The organism is Microseira wollei NIES-4236, from assembly GCF_020521235.1.
GTDB classification, from domain to species: domain Bacteria; phylum Cyanobacteriota; class Cyanobacteriia; order Cyanobacteriales; family Aerosakkonemataceae; genus Microseira; species Microseira wollei.
On sequence record NZ_BLAY01000013.1, the window covers coordinates 1 to 20,790 of the forward strand.

The 20,790-nt window shown below is 44.4% G+C and carries 27 protein-coding genes and 2 pseudogenes; 13 read left to right on the top strand and 16 right to left on the bottom strand.

Features of this window, described 5'->3' with window-relative positions:
• The first annotated feature begins 216 nt into the window (after positions 1 to 216).
• From MiSe_RS05920 to MiSe_RS05960, 7 genes and pseudogenes are all read left to right on the top strand, one after another.
• Positions 217 to 441: an RNA-dependent RNA polymerase family protein gene (locus MiSe_RS05920; RefSeq protein ID WP_226575965.1), complete on the top strand. Its 225-nt coding sequence runs from the start codon at positions 217 to 219 to the stop codon at positions 439 to 441.
• A gap of 163 nt (positions 442 to 604) precedes the next feature.
• Positions 605 to 835 carry a group II intron maturase-specific domain-containing protein gene (locus MiSe_RS52570; protein WP_226576204.1) on the top strand — a complete coding sequence of 77 codons (231 nt, stop codon included), beginning with the start codon at positions 605 to 607 and terminating at the stop codon, positions 833 to 835.
• A gap of 135 nt (positions 836 to 970) precedes the next feature.
• Entirely contained in the window at positions 971 to 1,186 is a 216-nt protein-coding gene (locus tag MiSe_RS52575; RefSeq protein WP_226575967.1) for an HNH endonuclease, read from the top strand.
• Between the two features lie 569 nt (positions 1,187 to 1,755).
• Positions 1,756 to 1,956 carry a hypothetical protein gene (locus MiSe_RS05935; RefSeq protein WP_226575969.1) on the top strand — a complete coding sequence of 67 codons (201 nt, stop codon included), beginning with the start codon at positions 1,756 to 1,758 and terminating at the stop codon, positions 1,954 to 1,956.
• Between the two features lie 218 nt (positions 1,957 to 2,174).
• Positions 2,175 to 4,055, top strand: a pseudogene (locus MiSe_RS53670) (group II intron reverse transcriptase/maturase).
• 596 nt (positions 4,056 to 4,651) lie between these two features.
• Positions 4,652 to 4,921: a hypothetical protein gene (locus tag MiSe_RS05955; RefSeq protein ID WP_226575974.1), complete on the top strand. Its 270-nt coding sequence runs from the start codon at positions 4,652 to 4,654 to the stop codon at positions 4,919 to 4,921.
• Between the two features lie 29 nt (positions 4,922 to 4,950).
• The gene (locus MiSe_RS05960; protein ID WP_226575980.1) at positions 4,951 to 5,145 is read left to right on the top strand and encodes a hypothetical protein; all 195 of its coding nucleotides are present in this window, start codon (positions 4,951 to 4,953) and stop codon (positions 5,143 to 5,145) included.
• On the opposite strand, the gene MiSe_RS05965 is transcribed toward MiSe_RS05960, so the two are convergent.
• Positions 5,142 to 5,495, bottom strand: coding sequence for a hypothetical protein (locus tag MiSe_RS05965; RefSeq protein WP_226575982.1), 354 nt, complete (start codon positions 5,493 to 5,495; stop codon positions 5,142 to 5,144). The two genes, MiSe_RS05960 and MiSe_RS05965, sit on opposite strands and share 4 nt — an antisense overlap.
• On the opposite strand from MiSe_RS05965, the gene MiSe_RS05970 reads away from it, so the two are divergent.
• On the top strand, positions 5,494 to 5,640 hold the full coding sequence (locus MiSe_RS05970) for a hypothetical protein (RefSeq protein WP_226575984.1): 147 nt from the start codon (positions 5,494 to 5,496) through the stop codon (positions 5,638 to 5,640). The genes MiSe_RS05965 and MiSe_RS05970 overlap by 2 nt on opposite strands.
• A gap of 81 nt (positions 5,641 to 5,721) precedes the next feature.
• Here MiSe_RS05970 and MiSe_RS05975 read toward each other — a convergent pair whose 3' ends face one another.
• Positions 5,722 to 5,991, bottom strand: a complete 270-nt coding sequence (locus tag MiSe_RS05975; RefSeq protein ID WP_226575986.1) for a hypothetical protein — start codon at positions 5,989 to 5,991, stop codon at positions 5,722 to 5,724.
• 161 nt (positions 5,992 to 6,152) lie between these two features.
• On the opposite strand from MiSe_RS05975, the gene MiSe_RS05980 reads away from it, so the two are divergent.
• Positions 6,153 to 7,067: a LysR family transcriptional regulator gene (locus MiSe_RS05980; protein ID WP_226575988.1), complete on the top strand. Its 915-nt coding sequence runs from the start codon at positions 6,153 to 6,155 to the stop codon at positions 7,065 to 7,067.
• A 121-nt stretch (positions 7,068 to 7,188) separates the two neighbouring features.
• Here the strand turns inward: MiSe_RS05980 and MiSe_RS05985 are convergent, their stop codons facing one another.
• The 9 genes and pseudogenes from MiSe_RS05985 to MiSe_RS06025 form a co-directional block, all read right to left on the bottom strand.
• On the bottom strand, positions 7,189 to 7,497 hold the full coding sequence (locus MiSe_RS05985; RefSeq protein WP_226575990.1) for a (2Fe-2S) ferredoxin domain-containing protein: 309 nt from the start codon (positions 7,495 to 7,497) through the stop codon (positions 7,189 to 7,191).
• 139 nt (positions 7,498 to 7,636) lie between these two features.
• Positions 7,637 to 9,013 (bottom strand): nitrogenase molybdenum-iron protein subunit beta, encoded by a 1,377-nt coding sequence (nifK, locus tag MiSe_RS05990; protein WP_226575998.1) that lies wholly within the window; start codon positions 9,011 to 9,013, stop codon positions 7,637 to 7,639.
• Between the two features lie 132 nt (positions 9,014 to 9,145).
• Positions 9,146 to 10,546 carry a nitrogenase component I subunit alpha gene (locus tag MiSe_RS05995; protein ID WP_226576000.1) on the bottom strand — a complete coding sequence of 467 codons (1,401 nt, stop codon included), beginning with the start codon at positions 10,544 to 10,546 and terminating at the stop codon, positions 9,146 to 9,148.
• Entirely contained in the window at positions 10,512 to 11,642 is a 1,131-nt protein-coding gene (locus tag MiSe_RS06000; RefSeq protein ID WP_226576009.1) for an RNA-guided endonuclease InsQ/TnpB family protein, read from the bottom strand. Before MiSe_RS06000 ends, MiSe_RS05995 begins: the two co-directional genes overlap by 35 nt.
• Before the next feature lie 123 nt (positions 11,643 to 11,765).
• Positions 11,766 to 12,040, bottom strand: a pseudogene (locus tag MiSe_RS53675) (transposase); the annotation flags it as partial.
• A gap of 277 nt (positions 12,041 to 12,317) precedes the next feature.
• Positions 12,318 to 13,157 carry a class I SAM-dependent methyltransferase gene (locus tag MiSe_RS06010; protein ID WP_226576010.1) on the bottom strand — a complete coding sequence of 280 codons (840 nt, stop codon included), beginning with the start codon at positions 13,155 to 13,157 and terminating at the stop codon, positions 12,318 to 12,320.
• A 4-nt stretch (positions 13,158 to 13,161) separates the two neighbouring features.
• Complete coding sequence (locus MiSe_RS06015; RefSeq protein ID WP_226576012.1) at positions 13,162 to 13,698, bottom strand: GNAT family N-acetyltransferase; 537 nt, start codon at positions 13,696 to 13,698, stop codon at positions 13,162 to 13,164.
• An 82-nt stretch (positions 13,699 to 13,780) separates the two neighbouring features.
• The gene (locus MiSe_RS06020; protein ID WP_226576014.1) at positions 13,781 to 14,053 is read right to left on the bottom strand and encodes a hypothetical protein; all 273 of its coding nucleotides are present in this window, start codon (positions 14,051 to 14,053) and stop codon (positions 13,781 to 13,783) included.
• Positions 14,054 to 14,147: 94 nt separating this feature from the next.
• Complete coding sequence (locus MiSe_RS06025; protein ID WP_226576016.1) at positions 14,148 to 14,420, bottom strand: hypothetical protein; 273 nt, start codon at positions 14,418 to 14,420, stop codon at positions 14,148 to 14,150.
• 7 nt (positions 14,421 to 14,427) lie between these two features.
• Between MiSe_RS06025 and MiSe_RS06030 the strand changes: the two genes are divergently transcribed.
• Positions 14,428 to 14,640: a helix-turn-helix domain-containing protein gene (locus MiSe_RS06030; protein ID WP_226576017.1), complete on the top strand. Its 213-nt coding sequence runs from the start codon at positions 14,428 to 14,430 to the stop codon at positions 14,638 to 14,640.
• Between the two features lie 197 nt (positions 14,641 to 14,837).
• On the opposite strand, the gene MiSe_RS06035 is transcribed toward MiSe_RS06030, so the two are convergent.
• Complete coding sequence (locus MiSe_RS06035; protein ID WP_226576018.1) at positions 14,838 to 15,764, bottom strand: DMT family transporter; 927 nt, start codon at positions 15,762 to 15,764, stop codon at positions 14,838 to 14,840.
• A 421-nt stretch (positions 15,765 to 16,185) separates the two neighbouring features.
• Between MiSe_RS06035 and MiSe_RS06040 the strand changes: the two genes are divergently transcribed.
• Positions 16,186 to 16,527 (top strand): hypothetical protein, encoded by a 342-nt coding sequence (locus tag MiSe_RS06040; RefSeq protein ID WP_226576019.1) that lies wholly within the window; start codon positions 16,186 to 16,188, stop codon positions 16,525 to 16,527.
• Positions 16,528 to 16,614: 87 nt separating this feature from the next.
• On the opposite strand, the gene MiSe_RS06045 is transcribed toward MiSe_RS06040, so the two are convergent.
• The 4 genes from MiSe_RS06045 to MiSe_RS06060 all read right to left on the bottom strand — a co-directional run bounded on the left by MiSe_RS06045 (position 16,615) and on the right by MiSe_RS06060 (position 18,204).
• Positions 16,615 to 17,112, bottom strand: coding sequence for a gluconokinase (locus tag MiSe_RS06045; RefSeq protein ID WP_226576020.1), 498 nt, complete (start codon positions 17,110 to 17,112; stop codon positions 16,615 to 16,617).
• Positions 17,113 to 17,306: 194 nt separating this feature from the next.
• Complete coding sequence (locus MiSe_RS06050) at positions 17,307 to 17,708, bottom strand: phosphomannose isomerase type II C-terminal cupin domain (RefSeq protein WP_226576021.1); 402 nt, start codon at positions 17,706 to 17,708, stop codon at positions 17,307 to 17,309.
• A 17-nt stretch (positions 17,709 to 17,725) separates the two neighbouring features.
• On the bottom strand, positions 17,726 to 17,980 hold the full coding sequence (locus MiSe_RS06055; protein WP_226576022.1) for a SemiSWEET family sugar transporter: 255 nt from the start codon (positions 17,978 to 17,980) through the stop codon (positions 17,726 to 17,728).
• A gap of 14 nt (positions 17,981 to 17,994) precedes the next feature.
• Positions 17,995 to 18,204 (bottom strand): VOC family protein, encoded by a 210-nt coding sequence (locus MiSe_RS06060; RefSeq protein ID WP_226576023.1) that lies wholly within the window; start codon positions 18,202 to 18,204, stop codon positions 17,995 to 17,997.
• 163 nt (positions 18,205 to 18,367) lie between these two features.
• Between MiSe_RS06060 and MiSe_RS06065 the strand changes: the two genes are divergently transcribed.
• Together MiSe_RS06065 and MiSe_RS06070 are read left to right on the top strand one after the other, a co-directional pair.
• A complete protein-coding gene (locus tag MiSe_RS06065) occupies positions 18,368 to 18,694 on the top strand; it encodes a hypothetical protein (protein ID WP_226576024.1) in 327 nt (108 codons plus the stop codon).
• Positions 18,695 to 18,710: 16 nt separating this feature from the next.
• Positions 18,711 to 20,783, top strand: coding sequence for a dynamin family protein (locus tag MiSe_RS06070; RefSeq protein WP_226576025.1), 2,073 nt, complete (start codon positions 18,711 to 18,713; stop codon positions 20,781 to 20,783).
• Positions 20,784 to 20,790 lie beyond the last annotated feature (7 nt).

Genomic DNA, 20,790 nt, shown 5'->3' on the forward strand with positions numbered 1-20,790 from the left:
TCTGTGCTACTGCCAGTTGTTTTTCTTTGTGTAATCTTTCGGCTTGACCTATTAACTCGATCCGGCTCGTAATTTAGTCCCACTAACCGTTGGGTTTCTGATGGTTGCTTTTCTATGTATTCTCTCATTTGACTCATTTTTGGCAAGGTAAAACTCTATTTTACCCCACGCGATCCCTGGATAGTTTGTTTGTTGGAGAAGTCTGATCTACATGGAATGCAAGAACTAATCAAAGGTTTATCTGAAACATTCGCTCTGACTCGTTCTTGTGGAAGGTATCAACTGCCCAAACGAGATAAAAGAGATGCAATATCAGTAATCAGCTCGGCCGATGATTTCGTAATTCTCCACGAAAGCCTAGAAGCAATTCAAAGATGTCAGTCAAGAATTTCAGAATGGTTAATTGGCATAAGTTTAGAGTTAAAGCTCTGTCTAACTTGAATTTCGCCGACTTTTGAAAAGTCTGAAGGAAAAATTGGGTTGGAATTTTTAGGATTCCACATGCGGCAGTATAAAACAGGTTTATACCGTGCCAGGAATTCTCAGAAAGAACCACTAGGTTTTTGCCCCCTCATTATGCCCAGCCAGGAAAAACGCCAAATACATCAAAAGCCGCCTTATAGACAACCATAAACATTCCCAATCCGAATTGATTCTTGAACTGAATCCAATTCTCAAAGGATGCGCCAACTATTACTCAACAGTAACTTGTGTAAAAGTCTTTGGAAAAATGGCATCCCTAGTTGAGCAAAAAATCAGCTCCTGGGCAGAGCAAGGCTGTCATAAAACTAGCAAAGAAAGCTCTAATAAATCCAGGCAATTTGTCGGTGTATAAAAATGGAGAGGCCCAAAAAACGGGGTGCAACTTACAAAGCATAAAGAATATGTCAAAGTGCAAGGCAGTAGAAGCCCATATGACGGGGATTGGGTCTAGGGTAGAATGGGAAATCACCCAGAAGTTTCAAAGAAAATGACAACATTACTAAAGAGACAGAAGGGAAGATGTAACCATTGTGGGCGGCTTTTTAGATATGAAGAATTGATGGAAATAGACCAGAGCAATCCCAAATCAAAAGGAGGAAAAAACAACTATGGTAATCTTCAAGCGCTTCATAGACACTGCCACGAGCAAAAAACTGCCACTGACGGCAGTAACGGTACTCATGACATAGAGCCAAGTCATTGAGGAACCGGATGAGGTGAAAATCTGAGGTTTGGTTCTGAATGGTCGGGTAGGGGTGATTCCCTCCGATATGGCAAGCTAAAAATATCCGAGATAGAGCATGGGAAATGGTACGTGCGGACTGGGCGAAACCTGTGGATAAAACCACTAAACGCCCGAAAAACCATCAGGAGAAATCACCACGCCTTTGTGGCAAGAGTGGTGATCCTGGGAACCCTAGCAATAGGGAGTGGGATTCGTTTATTCGACACCTTCACAGGGGGATGACTAGCTTTTGTTGGGTAACCCACTCCGGGTTGAGTTCGCACTTTAATCCCCAACAAATGACAACTTACTATCGATGTAGGTGCGAAAATCTAGCCTCGCCACAAGCCAAGACAGCTAGAGGGACAACGGGAAAGATTGAGGCTGACACCGAGATGATAACCTATGGCACAATACACCAAGCCCTACTGCCAAGATGCATGGTTAAAAGCACACAGCTTACCAATAGTAAAACTTTGGTAACCCTGACGCCAAGACTGATGATCAAAGCGTGTAAGCAAGGGGTGAATGGTAATTGCTGAAAGCGTATGCTGCTAGCAGGAATCTCATGGGTAGAACCAGCAAAGTGTCGTCTGAACCATCGTCACGCCAGACTTGGGGCAATCAGCAAAGCGGGAGTAATCCCATACCCCCAAGGTGGGAAATATCCGACAGAGGTAGAGTCGATCGGGTTTTCCTTACCAGGATGGTGCATTACTGGCGAACCTCGGTGGAAAGGCACACCCTAAAAGATGCAATTATGGATAGTAGGAACGAAACAACCCCTGATGTTCTCCTGAAGTTAACAGGTAGGTAATCAAGCCATAAGTCATGAGGGAGAAGGATGGTGCAAAAAGCTTTCGCCCAAGCGCAAATCAACAGCTAATGCCTGAAAAGCGATGGTGTAACTATCGGGATCAGCTGACTTGTGCCCCAGTGTGGGAAATAGCTAAAGGTAACAGTAGCAATGCAAAAGCCTAATTTGGATTCAGAACAACTCAATACCGAGGGATGGAAGAGTATCAATTGGCGCCTAGCTGAAAGATATGTATTCAAGTTGCAAAAACGCATTTATGCTGCTTCCCGCCGTGGTGATGTCAAGCGATGCCGCCAGCTCCAGAAGACCTGGATGAGGTCTTGGTATAACAGATAACTATCTGTCAGAAGGGTAACACAAGAAAACCAGGGTAAAAAGACGGCAGGAGTGGATGGCAAAAAAGCGCTATCCTCAGAAGCACGTATGAAACTGGTAAGGGAACTAAGACTCACTGGTAAATCCAAACCCACCCTACGGGTATGGATACCAAAGCCAGGTAGGGACGAGAAACGCCCATGAGGAATACCCACCATACAGGAGCGGGCATGACAAGCGTTAGTAAAATCTGCCCTAGAACCAGAATGGGAGGCAATCAAAGCGCCCAGCAGTTATGGTTTTAGACCAGGAAGGTGATGCCACGATGCCATGAAACAGATGAAAAATGCCATACAGAGCAAGGCAAAATTCTTGCTAGATGCCGATATAGCCAAGTGTTTTGATTGTATAGACCACTTCGCCCTACTCGAGAAACTCAACATGAGAGGAAAAGTCCGGCAACAAATAAAAGCTTGGCTAAAATCTGGGGTCATAGACCACGGGGCATTCACTGCTACATTCGAGGGTAAGCCGCAAGCTGGGGTGATTTCCCCACTACTAGCGAACATAGCCCTCCACGGTTGGGAGAACACACTAAAACAGTATGCCTCAACACTCAAACTTCGCCATCCTGATCGAGGAGTAATGAGTACAAGGGATAAAAAATACTCGCTTACATTTATCAGGTATGCTGATGACTTTGTAGTACTCGATGAAGATAAAGCCGTTGTCCAAGGATGCCGGGAAATTATCTCGGAGTGGTTGAAAGGCATTGGTTTGCAGTTGAAACCGGAGAAAACCAGGCTAACTCATAGGTTCAGGAATGAATTAAGTGAGGATGGTTTTGCCGGATTTGACTTTCTAGGTCATCATATCCAGCAATACCCAGCAGGGAAGTACCGAAGTAGTAAAAGCACTACACAGGAAATAATAGGATTCAACACACTCATCACCCCTAGCAAGAAGGCGAGTAAGGTGCATCAAGAGGAGGTCGGAAGAATCATCAGAAAACACAGGTCTTCGCCTCAATCGGCACTCATAAGAGACCTTAACCCTGTGATAAGGGGATGGACTTCTTACTATTCAAACTCCGATATTAAAACCGTCCCAGAGACATCAAGACAAGACCAACTCACATAGCTGAAACTTCGGAGATGGGCATTCCGTCGCTGTGGAAGTTCAAAGTATAGCCATGAAAAATATTGGACTTGCGTGGGTAATGATAACTGGGTATTTGCAACCAGGGAGGGAAAGGCGAACCCCCTGAGGTTACTAAAACATAGTGACTTCACTTGCAGTAGTAAAGACTATGTGAAAGTCGAAGGCGATAAAAGCCCATAGGATGGCAACCTAGTTTACTCGTGTGTAAGACTCCGAAGACACCCCCAAATGCCTAATCGTAAGGCATCTCTTTTACAGAAGCAGAAGGGGAAATGTCCCTGGTGCGGTCAAAACTTTTGCGATTGGGATGTGATCGAGGAAGACCATATCACCCCTCTAGCCCTTGGCGGTAGGGATGAATACAAAAACCTTCAACTGTTACATCGACGCCATGAGGAAAAGACCTACTTAGACCTAATAGCAATTAGTCAGAAAAACCATTCCAAATCCTTTGAGAGGTTATCTCAATTCTGGGACAAATACGAATGGGAATGGGTTGATGATATTGCTAGTTTTATAAGTCTAAAAGTCTGGAAGTCTGAAAGTGACAAATAGATACCACATTGAGTAGCCTTGTGCGGTGAAAGTCGCTGGCACGGTGAAAGATGGGAGGGGTGGAGCAGTAATGCTCCCAAAGACCCTAACTATTAGGATCTTCAGATCTTAAGAATCCCCGCAGCTTCAGGCGCGGGGAGTGTCAAATCTCAGCACGCCGCTTGACGGCGGCGCCCAAGCGCCTACTACTAACGGCTTGACGGCGGCGCTCAAGCGCCTACTACTAACGGCTTGACGGCGGCGCTCAAGCGCCTACTACTAACGATGGCGGGATCGCCCTCAAATTGTTAATTTTTGTAAAAATAGCCGAATTTGCTGGCAAACTGTCAATTAGAATACAGAATGCCAAGTGAATCTTTAGATAAGTCCCGGCGGAATCGGCATTTCTACTTAAATTAGTTCTGCCTTCCACGGGTAGCAGGCCACGGAATTGCAAGCAATTAAGTAGCGCTCAAAGGCGTTATCACCTTCCGCTTTGTTGCGAAAGGCGAGGTTTTTGTTGGGAGTAGGTTGCAACCTGCCTCCAGCTAGCGTCGCGCATGACCAAAAACTCACAAATTTACCAGACCAATCGACTACCTGATGAGGAGATAAAAATGTCAAAGATTGTGAATAAATTACTGCATCAAGTTACCCAGGCTCGCAAGCTGGGACAGCAGATTCTAGAAATCAGCGGTTTTAACTCTGAAGGAATCATTTATACCTTTGCAACTGCTGACGTTTTAGTCATCAATTGTAAGGATTATGAAACGCTTTGGAGCTTTGAGGAAGGACAGGTTAAATTGCAGCAAACCATTACACTGTTAAAATCTTCTATCCATACTATCTTGATTGAAAAATCTGGAAATCCCCTTTATTCTTGGTAAGAATTCTGCCTTACTTTAAAATAGGGACTTTGCGAAAAAATGAGATAGTTCAAGGACGCGGGGACGCGGAGATGGGGGGACGCGGAGATGGGGGGACGCGGGGACGCGGGGACAAGGAGAAGGGTTGCGTGCGCTCTGCATCTCCCATTCTTTCGTTCTCCCCGTCTCCCCTTCTCCGCGTCTCCCCGTCTCCCCGTCTCCACGTTTCCTTGGTCAGTTTTTAGTGAGTGTCAAAGAATATCAGTTGCATTTCAACCGCATTCAGGTAATCTTCATCTTGTAAAGCGCTGGCTGGAAGTCGGTTATCTTTGATGGCGCTTTGAACGAGATCGCGAGCGTTAATTCTCCCTGTATGGTAAGCAGCAAGGAAAGCACCGTAACTGGGAATTCCCTGTTCGCGGAAGTAGCCTTGATAAGCGAGTCCGACGAGATAAAAAGGCTCTAGTAATCTGATAGAAGCAGAGGTTCTGCCCATCATATTAGAGTTGACAGCCATTGGCTCAGCTTTGACGGTAGGTGCAGTAGCAGCAGAGAGTAGCAGAACGGATAAGCTAGCAAGAATAAGACGTTTCATGATGCAATCTCCTGGATGGGAAAAAGTTAGACTATTGCTTTGGCTAATTACTAGCATGGTTGACCATGATGAATTGGTGCTGATTGGTAGCTTAAATTTAGCTGAGAAGTTGATTAAAAGACTGAGTTTACCCTTGGGGTGGTAATTGCTAATTGCTAATTGCTAATTGCTGATGGGAATATTTTCCAGAGCCATTAACCATTAGCCATTAGCCATTAGCTATTTATTAGTGGTAGTAACTCTCTTCAATCCAGTGGCGCATCTCTGTTTCCGAAGCGACACAAATAGAGCGACCTGTCTCCGGATCGTAGGCGTGCCACTCTGTGTTACCACTGCGATTGCTTTCTGACCAAACTTGCAGTTCGCTCTTACTAACGATCGCTGTCAAAAATTTTTGCCATATTGTTGAAAACATTTTTGAGTCTTGGTGTTGTGTATCTTGAGTAATTGTCGAGTCTGCTTTGTCTTTGATTGATAAATTGGCAACCGATCTCATAAATATCCCCGCTCTTGCTTTTCTCTGAAATTTAATGTAACTTCAACTTAAACGAACAACCATACACAACTTGCATAGGTTATATGAATAAAATTGATAGATAGGCAGTAAAATCATTGGACTGCTTGAAGCATAATTTGTACACTGCTGGCATCCCCCAAATGAATGATATTAATAAAAGCAGAATCAAGCTTTCTCAAATTCGTGCTTTAGTTGCGATCGCAGACTGGGGTAACTTTAGCGAAGCTGGGTCGCAGTTGGAGATATCCCAGTCGGCGGTGAGTCACGCGATCGCAACTCTAGAAGCAGAATTAGGCGTAGTCTTACTGTCTCGCGGACGCCACGGCGCACATCTAACCCCCGTTGGGGAACGCATCGCCGCACATGCTCGCCAAGTGCTACAGCTTTTAGACGCAATGCACAAAGAAGCCAACTTAGCAAAAGGTTTGCAAGGCGGACAGGTGCGAATTGCCTGTTTTCGCAGCGTGGCGACTCATATTTTGCCTACCGTCATAGCCCGATTTCGCCAAAATTACCCCAACATTACAATCAATATTAGCGAAGATGAGACTATTTCCAGTATTGAACAGTGTTTGCGCGAAGGGTATGCCGATATTGGCTTTACCTATTTACCCACCAGCGATGAATTTGAAGCTTGGGAAATTCTGCGGGATGATTACATTCTTTTGCTACCACCCACGACTCAGTTACAAACTCCCCAAATTAGTTGGAAAGATCTATCAAACTATCCCTTAATTATAAGTTCCTTAAATCCTTGCAATACCTGGGCTAGAAAATGTTTACCGCTGTCAGAATATCCCCTCAATATTGCTTATGAAATTAAAGAAGATTCAACGATTGTTAGTATGGTGCAACAAGGTTTAGGGGCGGGTATTCTTCCTCGCCTCGCCGCCGAACCGATTCCGCCTGGGGTGAAATTGTGCAATTTGCCAGTTCCTCTTACAAGGGTGATTGGAGTTGCGATTTTAGCCGATGCGCTTCATCCTCCGGCGGTTTATGCGTTTCTAGATGCGGTGAGAAATACGGGTCGATTTGCGGTGAAAGCGGCAGTTTGAGCGAAAAAATGCGATCGCCTGGTTAATTTCGGGCGATCGCTTTCCCAATTATCTCAGTAGGGGCACGGCCTGATCAACGTTCTGGTCTGCTACCAAGATACCTTTATCGCCGTGCCCCTACTCAATTAACAAACAGGTAATCAAGAGCGGGTTTACCTTCTTCTAACGCATCAAGTATGGTATCAATTGCATCTTCATCTACTTCGCCGTACCAGTAATTATCCGGATATACCATCATCACTGGGCCTTTTTCGCAAAGTTTCAAACAACCAGTTGGAGAAACGAGAACATCATCTAAACCGCGATCGCTTAATTCAGTTTCGAGATATTGAATCAATGAGGTAGAATTTTTGCGGCGGCACGCACCCTTTGCTTCACCCGTGAATCTAAAGCTAGAACAGACAAAAATGTGGTGTTTCGGTTTCTTCATAACTTCCTCCTTTTGCTAATTGCTAATTGCTAATTGCTAATTGGTCATTGGTCGTTTATTTCTGGGATACATTACCAATCCAACATCCACGCATCGAAAATAACCCATTAGCCATTAGCCATTAGCCATTAGCCATTACCTATCTGACCAATTCAAACGTTTCCTCAGAAGCATCGCGGTCTAACCGTTCGAGAATGGTGTTCAAAATGTTACACAACAAGTAGATACCGCCTTGATAGCCAACTGTTGGGAAATAGCTGTGACCGATGCGATCTAGAATCGGGAAACCAAAGCGAACAATTGGAATATCTTCAGCGCGAGCAATATACTTGCCATATTCGTTCCCAATCAGCAGGTCTACTGGTTCGTTCTTAATCAATTGATGCAGGTAGAACAGGTCAGTATCAGCTTTTACAACTGCATTCGGTACGGTATCTTTGAGGATTTCTTTGACTCGTTCCTCGAAGCGTTTGCCAGCGGGGCTACCTGTGATGACGTACACTGGATGCATTCCGCAACTGACGAGAAATTCTGTTAACGCAACCACTTGATCCGGATCGCCGTACACTGCTACGCGCTTGCGATAGGTGTATTGCAACATATCGGTCATAATGTCTACCAGGCGTCCTCGTTCGTCTTCGAGTTCTTCTTTTGGAGTTGCACCCGTGAGTTCGATGATATTTTGCACAAAGCGATCGGTTGCTGCTAAACCGATGGGGAGTTCGAGTAAGCGATAGGGAACTCCGCATTTCTCTTGGAGAGCGATCGCAGCTTGTTCGCTAGCAAACGTGCCTAATGCGATCGTTGCTTGACTATCTCCAGTACTGCGTAATTGCTCGATGGTAGTTCCACCTTTGGGATACATCTGATACCTACCAGTTTGCGGCGTATCTACCACATCAGAAGTATCCGGGAACACCACAAAATTCACGCCCATTTGTTTCAGCAATTGTTTCACTTGTCGCGTATCCGACGGTTCTACATAACCGGGAATCACGTTAATTTGCTGAAGCGAATTCTCTGTCTTAGTCGAGAGATATTTCACCATCCCAGTAGTCATGTTAGACCATCCCGTAATGTGGGAACCGACGTAACTGGGAGTATTGCAGTGAATCACTAATTTGCCTTCCGGCACGACTCCTTCTTCATACGCTTGGGAGATGTAAGTAGGAATATCATCCCCAATTGTTTCTGACAAACAAGTCGTACTAATTGCCACAATATCCGGGTCGTAAGTAGTAAAAATTGTTTGCAAAGATTGCACAATATTTGTACCACCTCCGAATACCGCCGCGCCTTCAGTAAAAGAACTGGTAGAGGCAATGATTGGTTCGCGATAATGGCGAGTTAAGTGGGAACGGTGGAAAGAACAGCAACCTTGAGAACCGTGGGAGTGAGGCAAACAATTGTGAATCCCTAAAGCTGCGTACATTGCGCCAATTGGCTGACAAGTTTTAGCAGGGTTAATCCGGAGAGCTTCGCGTTCAAAGATTTCTTTAGGTGTGGCGTCTAACATGATCTTGATTCCTCATTTTTCTTAAGACTGTAGCGAATGGGAACTAGGCATGGGGCATGGGGCATAGGGCATGGAGCATTGTTTAATTCTTCTTTCTCCCCTGCTCCTCTGCTCCCCTGCTCCTCTGCTGTTTTATTTCTTCCAAGGAGGCGCAATCTGCTTCCAAGCTGGGGTGTTGATCCGCATATCGATATCTTTGGCAAAGTTGACTGCACCTCGGTAACCAGCAAATGGCCCGCCGTAGTCGTAATTGTGCAGTTGTTTGCAAGGAACGCCCCATTTTTCGACAATGTATTTGTCCTTGATTCCAGAACCGATGATGTCTGGTTTGAAGCGATCGATCAAAACTTCCAGTTCGTGGTGCGACACATCATCAATTACCAAAGTTCCTTCGCCCATTTCTGGAATCATGCCGTCATATTTGCCGATTAACCCTTGTTCCCGCATCCATTCCAGGACTTCTTGGGGTTTGGGAGGATTGTATTTTTCTTCGTCGCGTTCGACGTGCAATTCTTCAATGTTGCGCGAGTCCGCATCTATCTTCAAAGTGGGGAGAACTTGCCGACCTTCGTAATCATCCCGGTGGGCAAACTCATAGCCAGCGGCGATAGTTTTAATGCCCAAATCGGCGAACACATCTTGATAGTGGTGATCGCGAGAACCACCCACGAATAGAATTGCAGTTTTTCCGGTTAAACGCTCTCGAATCGGCGCAATTTGTGCCTCCGCCTCTGCCACTTCTTCTTCGATAACCGCTTCGATTCTAGCTGTCAATTCTGGGTCATCAAAGTATTGGGCAATTTTGCGTAAGGACTTAGTAAATGCTTGTACCCCAATAAAGTTAACCTTCATCCAAGGTACGCCAAACTTCGTTTCCATCATTTGTGCCATGTAATTGATGGAACGGTGGCACATTACTAAGTTTAATTTCGCTTCGTGGGCTTTGGTAGCTGCATCGTAAGTGCCGTCGCCGCTGAATGACGCCAGAACTTTAATGCCGCACTTATTCAAAACCCGTTCAATTTCCCAAGCATCGCCGCCGATGTTGTATTCGCCCATCATGTTGACGGTGAAGCCTGCTTTTTCTTCTTCTTTCGCTTCGCCTTCGCCAACCCAATGTTTGAAGAATCCGTTATTAGCAATGTGGTGTCCGGCAGATTGGGAAACGCCTTTATAACCTTCGCAGTTAAATGCAACTACTGAGATTCCCAATTCTTCCGTCATTTCTTTGGCAACGGCTTGGATATCATCCCCAATTAATCCCACCGGACAAGTTGCACAGATGGTAATCGCATTAGGTTTGAAAATTTGATAGCCTTCTAACACTGCTTGACGCAATTTCTTCACGCCACCAAACACGATGTCCGAGTCTTGCATGTCGGTGGTGACGCAATAACTCAAAAAATTCTTGCCATCTTCGCGAGTTTTATATTGATTGCGCCGCGTCATCCAAGTGTATTGACATACTCCCCGTCCTGAAGGAGCGGGGATTCTAAGCTCAAACGGCAATTGCAAGCACAGCTTGTCTAACATCGCCTAACTTAACGGTTGATGCCCCAACCGCACAAATATTCTTAGCTGCATTTTCATCGCGTCCATTGATGGACTGGCACGATGGACACCGCCACTCTCTTACCGACAAATCTAGCGTTTCTAAGACGTGCCCACAGTGCGAACAAGTCTTGCTAGAGGGATACCACCGAGCGATGAAGACAACCTGCTTGCCCTTCTTCTTGGCAACCCATTGGAGGATTTGCAGAAACTCTCCAAACGCCAAATCAGAAATTTTACGACCCCATAAACGCTGCATTCCTTTGAGATTCAATGTCTCAAAACACAGTACGTCAAATCTATCTGTCAGATCGTGAGCCAACTTCCAGAACCAATCAGATCGACGGCTTGAAACATCTTCATACTTACGGACAAGGTTCAACCTAGCGCGTTCACGATTAGCCGAACCTTTCACCTTTTTAGAGTGCTGCTGACTGGCTTTACGGATGGCGTTGAGCGATTGCTTCAAGAATTGGGGAGACTCAATCAGTGAACCATCGGAGCAAGTGAGGAATGTTTTCAAACCAAAATCAAATCCCGCGATTCTACCCGTCGTGAATTGGATTTCTGGCTCCAAAACGCTGTCTACGACCACAACCATGAACAATTCACCCAATGGGGTGCGTTTAATCGTCAAAGTCTTGACCGTCCCCTCAATCTCTCTAGAGTTCCAATATTGATAGACTCGACTCCCAATCTTAATCCGGTTGCCACCTAAAAACTTGTAGCCCGCTTGCTTCAGAGTGAAGGATTTGTACTTGCGAACTTTCTTAAAGTTTGGTGGTCTAACTCCTTTTTTGTGATGCTTTAAGAAGAAAAACAACTGGTAAGATTTTTCAATGCGTTGACAGATATCCTGTACAGCCTGAGAACCAACCTGCTGCCAAAACGGGTTACGCTTCCGCAACTTGGCAAGATGAGCCTGAAGTTTGGCACAGTTCAAGTGCTTGCCCCACATCCGGTAGTACCGTTTGTGAAGTGCAATGCAGTGGTTATAGATAACTCCAGCAGCATTGATTGACCGCTTGAGATATCTATTCCGCTTGTGTTGATAGAGCTTAAACTTCAGTGTTTTCATGTTATTATGATAGCATATTGACAGCATTTAGGAAATCATGAAAACAATAAGCTTGCGATGTTCAGATGAAGAATATGCACTACTCTCCAAGTATTGCGCCAAAAAAAAACGGGTCTCCCGTACTTATTGTGCTAAATTGTGAGTAAAATGCCATAAAAGTAAAGCCCGGATATCAAAATTATGAAAATTCTTCCAAAGCCACAAGGTTTTAACAATTTTAATTTGTTATTAATGCCTTCCACTATCCCATTGGTTATTTTCCTTTCAAAGTAACCTACTACCTCCGGGAACCAACGCTTAATCGTTGAGACACTATTTCGGTAATATGGTTCAGCTTTTTTTTACCAATCAATTAATTTTAATGTTCCTTCTCCCAAACTTTTACTTTCCTCAAACAAGAGACGCTATTGCCAGGTTGCGATAATGTTGCGCTTGTTCGCTATCTTTGAATTAGTCAAGTGCTTGAGTTTACTAAATCAGAGGTTAATCATAATTTGAATGCTCTTAAACTATTTTGAAGTTTTTGAGCTTTGTAACAATTGTACATAGGGGCAATATATCTGTAGAGTGATGGTGTATGCGATCGCGCAATTCCTCTCTCCCTTCCAAACCCTAATTAAACGAACCGCAAAAGACGCAGAGGACGCAGAGAGAAAAAGAAGAAGAGAGAGGTTGTTAAGAGGGGTTTTTGCGACCGAGGGTAAAATAGATGGTGATATCGTTCCAAATGCCTTGTTCGGTTACTAATGTTTCTAGTTCGGCATCAAATTCTGCTTTTGCTTGTTCTAGTTGCGCGGGTGAGAGTTGGGACAGGGGATTGGTTAATAGTCCAGGTGTGGGGCTATTGGGGTTTGCTATCCACATCTGTTTTGCTTGTTCTAGACTGATATAGTTGCCATATTGTTCGGTTTTGACTTCAATCTGTTCGTAGCCTGCTTGTTGCAGTAAGTTATGGCATTTTTCTGCTGTGCCTGTGATGTCGTTATATATCAATGAAACACCATATTTTTTGAGAACCTGTTTCTGGATAACGCCGCCAATAAACGCGGTGTCTGCAAATCCATGAAAGCCAATTATTCCGCCTGGTTTGAGAAATTGATGCCAAATTCGTAATGTGGCGGGAATGTCCATTAGCCATATTAGTGCAGAGGAACATAATATGCGATCGCAACTATTTTCTGGCAGTTCCAAGGCTTCGGCATCGGCTAGCATTATCTCAATATTGTTCAATTTTAATGCTTCTATTTTGCGCTGTAGTTGTTCTAGCATTCCCTTCGAAATATCTACAGCGATGACTCGTCCTTCATCACCTACTATTTGGGCGGCTTCTATTGCAACCATTCCCGTGCCGGTGGCAATGTCTAGCACTTGATGTCCGCGACCAATCTGTGCGTATTCAACGAGTCGATGGGCTATTTGCTGATGCCACTCGCTTTGATCGTAGGTGTCGCTTCTGCGGCTGTATAAATCGGCTATTTGTTTTTTATATTCTTCTAGTTTAAGTTGATTACTCATGATTTTAAACCTCATTAAAATACTCAGGATATCTCACGATTCCACTGATACCTGTTAATGCATCTGGTTTTAGTTCTAATACCATAAATGCTGAGTCGGGGACTGTAAATGGTGCTTGGATGCCGAATTGACTTGCTTTTTGAAATCCGAAGCGTGGATAGTAGTGGGGATGACCAACAAGGATGATAATGTTATGGTCTAATTCGCGGCACTTTGTTATACCTGCTTGTACGAGTTGCGCGCCGATGCTTTGACGCTGATGGGTGGGTGTGACGCAAAGGGGGGCGAGTGCGATCGCTTCCACATTCCCCTTTTGTGTTTCAATTGCAACAAGGCTGAATAAAATATGACCCAGCACCTTCCCATCTTCTTTCGCAACTAAGGAAAGTTCGGGGATAAAATTAGGCGAATTGCGGATAATTTCTACTAATGCAGCTTCGTTTGGGCGACCAAATGCTGCGGTAACTACCTCGCGAATGGCTGCAATATCTTCGGCGGTTTCACTGAGGATTGATATCATACTCGCTCCCGATTGTGGCATTTTGCGATCGCTTTCTGCGAAGCTGTAGGGGCACGGCAGAATGAAATAGTCTGCACAAGTCGTGCCCCTACAAATCTAAAAATTAACGTCCCGATTTCCGGAGCGCTAATTTAATCGGTCGTCGTTTGCGGTAACGGGTAAGAATGGTTACCACTTTACCAGGTTTTTTCGTTGGTTGCGGCGGACTCCATTCATCAACTTGGGCAAAATCTTTTGCAAACAAGGTATGAATTGTTTCCTCCACTCCCTCGGGAGAACTGATAATCAATACCTGCACGGTTTCCCGATCGTCTTCTCCTGCGTCAGTATTGGGACGTGCAGATCCAGTCGAGTCTTGCAAAAACTCTTGAGCCATGATATTTTCTCCTGGTTTTTCTGTTTTTTTCGGAAAAACCAAAAATCTAGCCACCCCGCAAGCAGCTCAAAGCAGGGTGGCTAGCGAGAAAATGTTACAATTCTGCATTAGCCTCCCGGACTGGGGAAACAGTTTGGGGGGTCAAGCTATCCATTGCTGCGTCAACAGCTTTGGGTAGCGATACTAGGTTTTTGGGCGAACTAGGTTGCCGTCTGTTTAGGGAAAACAACCTTAAAAAAAGAGCATAGCGCCATTGGTTCCATTCGTCAAGAGGTTCGGTGGAGAGCGATCGCCTATTTTTCTCATCAATAAGGGCGTTACGAACAACACCCGATATGTTATTTTTACGAATACTCGTATGTGTCAAGGTTGAAATGGGACTAATTAGGCTGCGAGTTCGAGAATTTGCTCAAGAAAGGGGTTGGACTCTCAAAGAAGTTTCTAATAAAACAGGTATTCCTTACACAACAATTGCCACTTATGCTAAATCTCAAGGTATGGCAACTGTTGACTACACGGCTATACATAAAATAGCTCTCGCCTTCAATATTTCGATTGAAGATTTAGTTGAAATTGTGGAATATTAAACGGTTGCTTAAACAATACCTTCACCTATTTTATGCAACGCCTACACCCTAAAGGGTGTGGCTATACAAACAAAGCCTGCCAGAGCAGGCTTCAATCTTTGCAGGCTGCGTAGGCAGCCTTTGAATGCAATAGCGATACCCTTTGAGGGTGTCGCATTTTGGCGAAGGTATTATTAAAGCAACCGGGTTTATATCGCTCAAACTTTAAACAATAACCATACCCCAGCCAAAGCGACTAACACTCCCAAAAATGCTCTTAAACTGACTTTTTCGCCCATCCAAATTGCCAAAGGGAGAACAAATAAAGGGCTAGTCGCGCCCAAGGTTTGAGCAATTCCTGCGGCAGTAAATTTGAGTGAAATCTGCTGAAGAAAGATTCCCAAGTACGTACTGAAAAATGAAGTGATGGCGATAATACCTAATAACTTGGGCGATTCCCCCCAGCCTGCCTTGTCAAGGGGGGTGAATGTAGGGGATAAATTATTAGTTTCTCCTCGGCTTTTTACTAATAGCCACAGCAGCAATACCAACACGCCAGCACTCAGCCGCAAAAGCGTACTCCACATGGGGGTAATATTAGATTGAGTCAGAGCAGCGCGAGATAAAATAGCACCTGTTGCATCTGCCAATGTCGCTACAATTGCCCAGCCAATTCCTTGCAGGAAGTGGTTAGTTGTATCTGTTGTAGCCGAAACTCGTTCGCTAATCACCCATGCGATTCCCAGTAGGGTTAATAAAATACCGCACCAGTCTGTTGGCGTTAATGTTTCTTGTAAGAAAATTAGCGCCAGCAATGCTACTAAGGGAGAAGTCAAGGTTTTTAATAATAGCGTCCGTCGCGCTCCTAATAAATTGATGGCCCAAAAAAAAGCCGTGTCGCCGATGCCTATTCCAAATATACCGCTCGTGAGGAGGAAACTAATCGCTACCCAATTTAACTCTGGTAACCACTCACCCTGGATGGCGAGGGTGACGATGAGGAATGCGATCGCTACCACCCCTTTGAGCAAGTTTAACTCCAACGGCGGTATCTTCTGCCCCAGGTGCGAATATACCGTTGAAGCCGCCGCCCATAAAAACGCGGCTAAAAGTGCCGCCAGTTCGCCTTTGTATAGTTCTAACATCTGTCATCAGTAATATTGCCGCGTCAGGATAACTCGCCCTGGGACAGTTATAGCGGATTGCAGCCGTTGATGGTACACCTTCGTTTGTCAAGCGCGCAGCATTAATGCTGCCGCTACACTTGCCTTGCGCCAAAAGGCTTTACCTCACTCGCTTGCAATCCGCTGTAATTTGTAAATTTAGTTACTATACCATCTTCTAGAAGTTAGTATTAATATTAGTAATTATGCAACTAATACAGCCGAACCGGACTATTTGTCCGGAGTTTTACATTGGCACTAAAAGACGGTGAGTGCTAAAACTAACCCGATTTTAATTTAGCACTAAAACCGCCAGAGTGCTAATTTAAAACCCCAATCTAGTTTAGCACTAAAACGCAAAGAGTGCTAAGCCTTGCCAGCAAAATGATTTTAGGAGTTGAGTATGAGCTACACTTTTGATATCTTGGGCGTTTCTCCGATTCTGTACTTTTTTAACCAGCAGCAAGATCGGAAACAAAAACAACCGACGGGGGTCGAATACGTGGCTAGTTATAAATGTAGCCTCGATGCTTTAATTCAATCGGTGGAAAATATTTCGCCTAATCCGAGTTGGGATATAGATAAAGTTGTAGATACCGTGATTAAATTTTGGATGCACAATTCGGAAAGTATTGAATATTGGAAAGCTCGGCTGAAAGATGCCGGACGGGAAAATCTATTAGTTGGGAGAGTGGCTGACGTCAATTCATTACGGACTGAATTGGAATTGCTTTTTGATGGGTAATTGCTAATGGTTAATTGCTAATTGCTAATTGCTAATTGCGGAATTACGCTGGTGAACCAAAAAGTTTGTCCGATTAGCCATTAGCCATTAGCCATTAGCAATTAGCAGCCGATAGATTTGCTGAACGATCGCATCCATCGGTTGGGAAATATCCACACAAATTGCGTCTTCTGGTTCTTCCAGGGTGTCGAATTGGCTTTGCAATAAATTTTGGCTCATATAGTGATTTTGGCGCTGTTTGAGCCGTTGTTGGATGAGTTGGAAACTGCCTTTGAGGTAGACTAGGCGGATGCGGGAGCGATCGCAATTGTGCAACATAATCTCGCGATAGCTTGATTTTAGGGCAGAACAGGCCAGTACTGCATTGCGATCTTGTTGTAATAAGCTGGCGATCGCTTCTTGCAATGTTAATAACCAAGGCATCCGATCCGCATCGGTGAGGGGAATACCTTGGCGCATCTTTTCAATATTAGCTGATGGATGGAACGAGTCCGCATCGTAAAATTCCCAATTTAATTCTGATGCCAGCATCTTGCCAATGGTAGATTTTCCCGACCCAGAAACACCCATAACGATAACAATCATATCGATGCTTAATTAATGCTGACAATCTTTGAATAATAACGTAAGTTGCTAGTTACATTTTTTGGGTTTGCTAATGGCTAATGGCTAATAGCTAATGGTAAATCTGGAAAATATTCCCACGAGCAATTAGCAATTAGCGATTAGCAATTTTCCCAAGGGATTAGCTTATAACTAGCAACTTGGGTTAACTAATTTTAATTTTCCGGAGCTTCACCGAAGCGAATGATATCATCTTCTCCCAGATATTCGCCATTTTGGACTTCAATCATCACGAGGGGAATCACTCCTGGATTTTCCACCCGGTGCGGGGTACACATGGGCACATAGGTGGATTGTTTTTGCATAATGACAGTTTCTTTACCATCGCAAATCACTTTAGCAGTACCGGAAACAACGATCCAGTGTTCGCTGCGGTGATAGTGCATTTGGGTACTCATGTGTTTACCCGGATTAATTTCAATCCGATTAATGCGGTAGCGTTCAGATTCTTCTAAAACTGTAACGGTACCCCAAGGTCGTATCCGCGTCTTTGCAGCTTCCGGAGGTAAGGAAAGGGTAGAAACTTTATCGTTTTCGTTATGTATGTTGTCAGTCATGATTTGTCTCCTCTAATTTATCGATACTTGAATTTGATCAGGATAATCAACGAGTTCAACACCAACGTCACGAAGTTAGGAAGAATAATCGGCAATTCATTTTTACCGATGCCATAAACTAACCACAGAAATATACCCAGACTAAAAGTAATCAGCATTCCAAATGAGAAATCTTTGGCGGATTTAGATTGCCAAGTTTTAATCACCTGGGGCAAAAAAGAGAGAGTCGTTAACGTTCCGGCGATTAATCCCAAAATAGTCAGGAAATCCATGGTTATTTCTATTATTACGGCTGGTGGCAAACTGGTTCAAGGTGATAACCCTCTCGAGCGAGTACTAACGCCGCGCGTTTAGTGTCTAAGTTTACAGCCATACAGCGCATAAAACCCAGTTCGGGCAAGACGCTGTCGTGAAACGCCAGAGTGGGGGCAAAATCGGACAAGCTGATGGAAACATAGTCGAGCATCTCGCTGTAGTGAGTGGGTGTTTTCTTCATTGTTGTATGCATTTGCTGTCGCTGCCAAGTACTGGCGCTACAAAATTTCGCCGTTTAAAAATTTTCCTCTCCCTCTCCCTGACTAAGAACTGTGTTTTGCACTAGCCATTGCCAATGGGCTGAAGTTAAATTAGTAACGCATATGATGACAGGGTAAATCAAGATGAATTCGCCAAATGACAAAGAACGCGAACTGCGGCGACGCCAAAGAGAGCTTGAGGAACGAGAACGGGCAATTCGACTGCGGGAATTAGAGGCCGAAATCAATCAGATCGAGCCACCCGTGTATCAAACTACTCATCATACTCCCCAAAAACCACGTAAATTGACCATGAAAAAACTAGCGAATATCGGCAAATTTTTTGCCTTGGTCGTTGTGACTGTTATCAGCCTCAAAATAGCCTCATGGCTGACGGGAGTCATAATTGTGGCTGGAATTGCTGGCTTGGGTTACGTATTTTTCTTTAAGTCAGAAAACCGCAAATCTTAAATAGGATATAACCGCCATGAGTTCTACATTTACCGCTGGAAGTTTGCTGGGAGACTTGGACAAAGTTGCCAAAGTCCGCCGGGAAATTGTTGGTTATCTTGACCGCATGACAGATACTTTAAAACAAGGGGAATCCGAGGGTAAATTTTCTTCTGGAGGGTTGGGGTTTGAGCGAAATATAGAAGATTTAACCTTAGCCAGTCAAAACTTACGCCAGGGTGTATTTCGCCTGTTAGTTTTGGGAGATATGAAACGGGGCAAAAGTACCTTGCTCAATGCTTTATTAGGCGAGAATTTATTGCCCAGCGACGTGAATCCTTGCACCGCAGTGCTAACGGTTTTACGCTACGGTTCTCAAAAGAAAGTAACCGTTTACTTTAAAGATGGTAAAAGTCCGCACCGGATGGATTTTAAAACCTTCAAGCAGGAATATACCATCGACCCAGAGGAGGCAAAAAGACTAGAAGAACAGAAAAAGATTGCCTTCCCCGATGTTGAGTATGCAGTTGTAGAGTATCCTTTACCGCTGCTGGAAAAGGGAATTGAAATTGTAGACAGTCCGGGACTAAACGATACGGAAGCGCGCAACGAACTTTCGCTGAACTACATCAATAATTGCCATGCAATTTTGTTTGTGTTGAGAGCTGACCAGCCTTGTACGTTAGCCGAACGCCGCTATTTAGAAAATTACATCAAAGGGCGATCGCTAACGGTTTTCTTTTTAATTAATGCTTGGGATGAAGTTCGGAAATCGGTCATAGATCCCGATGATGCAGAAGAATTAGAACAGGCAGAATCCAAACTGCGTCAAGTTTTTGAGAGCAATTTAGCGGAATATTGTCAAGTTGATGGTCACGATATTTACGAGGAACGTGTGTTTGAATTATCCTCGATTAATGCGTTGCGGCGGCGGTTGAAAAATCCAGAGGATACCTTAGAAAAAACGGGTTTTCCAGCGTTTACAGAGGCTCTGAGTACATTTTTAACCCAAGAACGCGCGATCGCAGAACTCAGACAAGCCAGAATCCTCGCCCGTCAAACTTGCGATCGCGTCCGCGAAGCAGTTGACCGACGCATACCATTATTGGAGCAAGATGTCAATGAATTGAAGCGAAGAATTGATTCAGTTGAGCCGGAATTCAATAAACTGACGCAAATTCGCGACCAATTCAAGGCAGAAATTTTTGCCGTGCGGGATAGCAAGGCGCGAGCGATCGCCGACTCTTTCCGCAACTATATTTTAAACTTAGGCAACACCTTTGAAACCGATTTCTTGCGCTATCAACCCGATATCGGATTTCTGGAATTCTTGAGTGCGGGAAGGCGAGAAGAATTCAACGCCGCCTTTGGGCAAGCATTCCAACAGTATCTAAACGATAAGATTTCTGCTTGGGAACTCACCGCCACCGGAGAAATGCGAGAAGCTTTCTCAGAACTTACTAGAAAAGCGGCTAACTTTGGTGCAGCTTACAATCAAGTAGCCGGGGCGATTAATGAAAAGCTAATCGGGCAAAAGATCTACAGCACCAATCTCGAATCTGAAGACAATTCTCCATCTTGGGCAAGTTGGGCAATGGGGTTTATTTCCCTAGCTTCAGCCAACCCGGCAGGTTTATTGCTAGCCAGTGTAGGTTTTGACTGGAAAAATATCCTAGTCAACTGGATTGCCGTGATTGGAATTTGGAGCTTTTTATCAATTTTTTCCGTTTCGTTGATTACAGGGCCATTAGGCTTTGTTCTACTTGGTTTGGGAGTTGGTGCATTGCAAGTGGAGCAAGCCAGAAAAGAAGTAGTTAAAGCCACCAAAAAAGAGTTTGTAAAACACTTGCCTCAATTGGCGCAAGAACAATGGCAACCCATTCATCAAGGAGTTAAAGATTGTTTTGATAGTTACGAACGGGAAGTCAGCAAGCGGATTGATGACGATATTAATTCTCGCAAAGCTGAACTAGATAACCTGCTCAAACAGAAAGAATCTCGCGAAATTAATCGGGAAACTGAAGTCAAGCGGCTGAAGAATTTGGAAGCAGATGTGTCATCTCAATGCCGGAATGTTGAGTCTGTATACGAGCAACTGTTGGCAGTTTGAGCGTGAA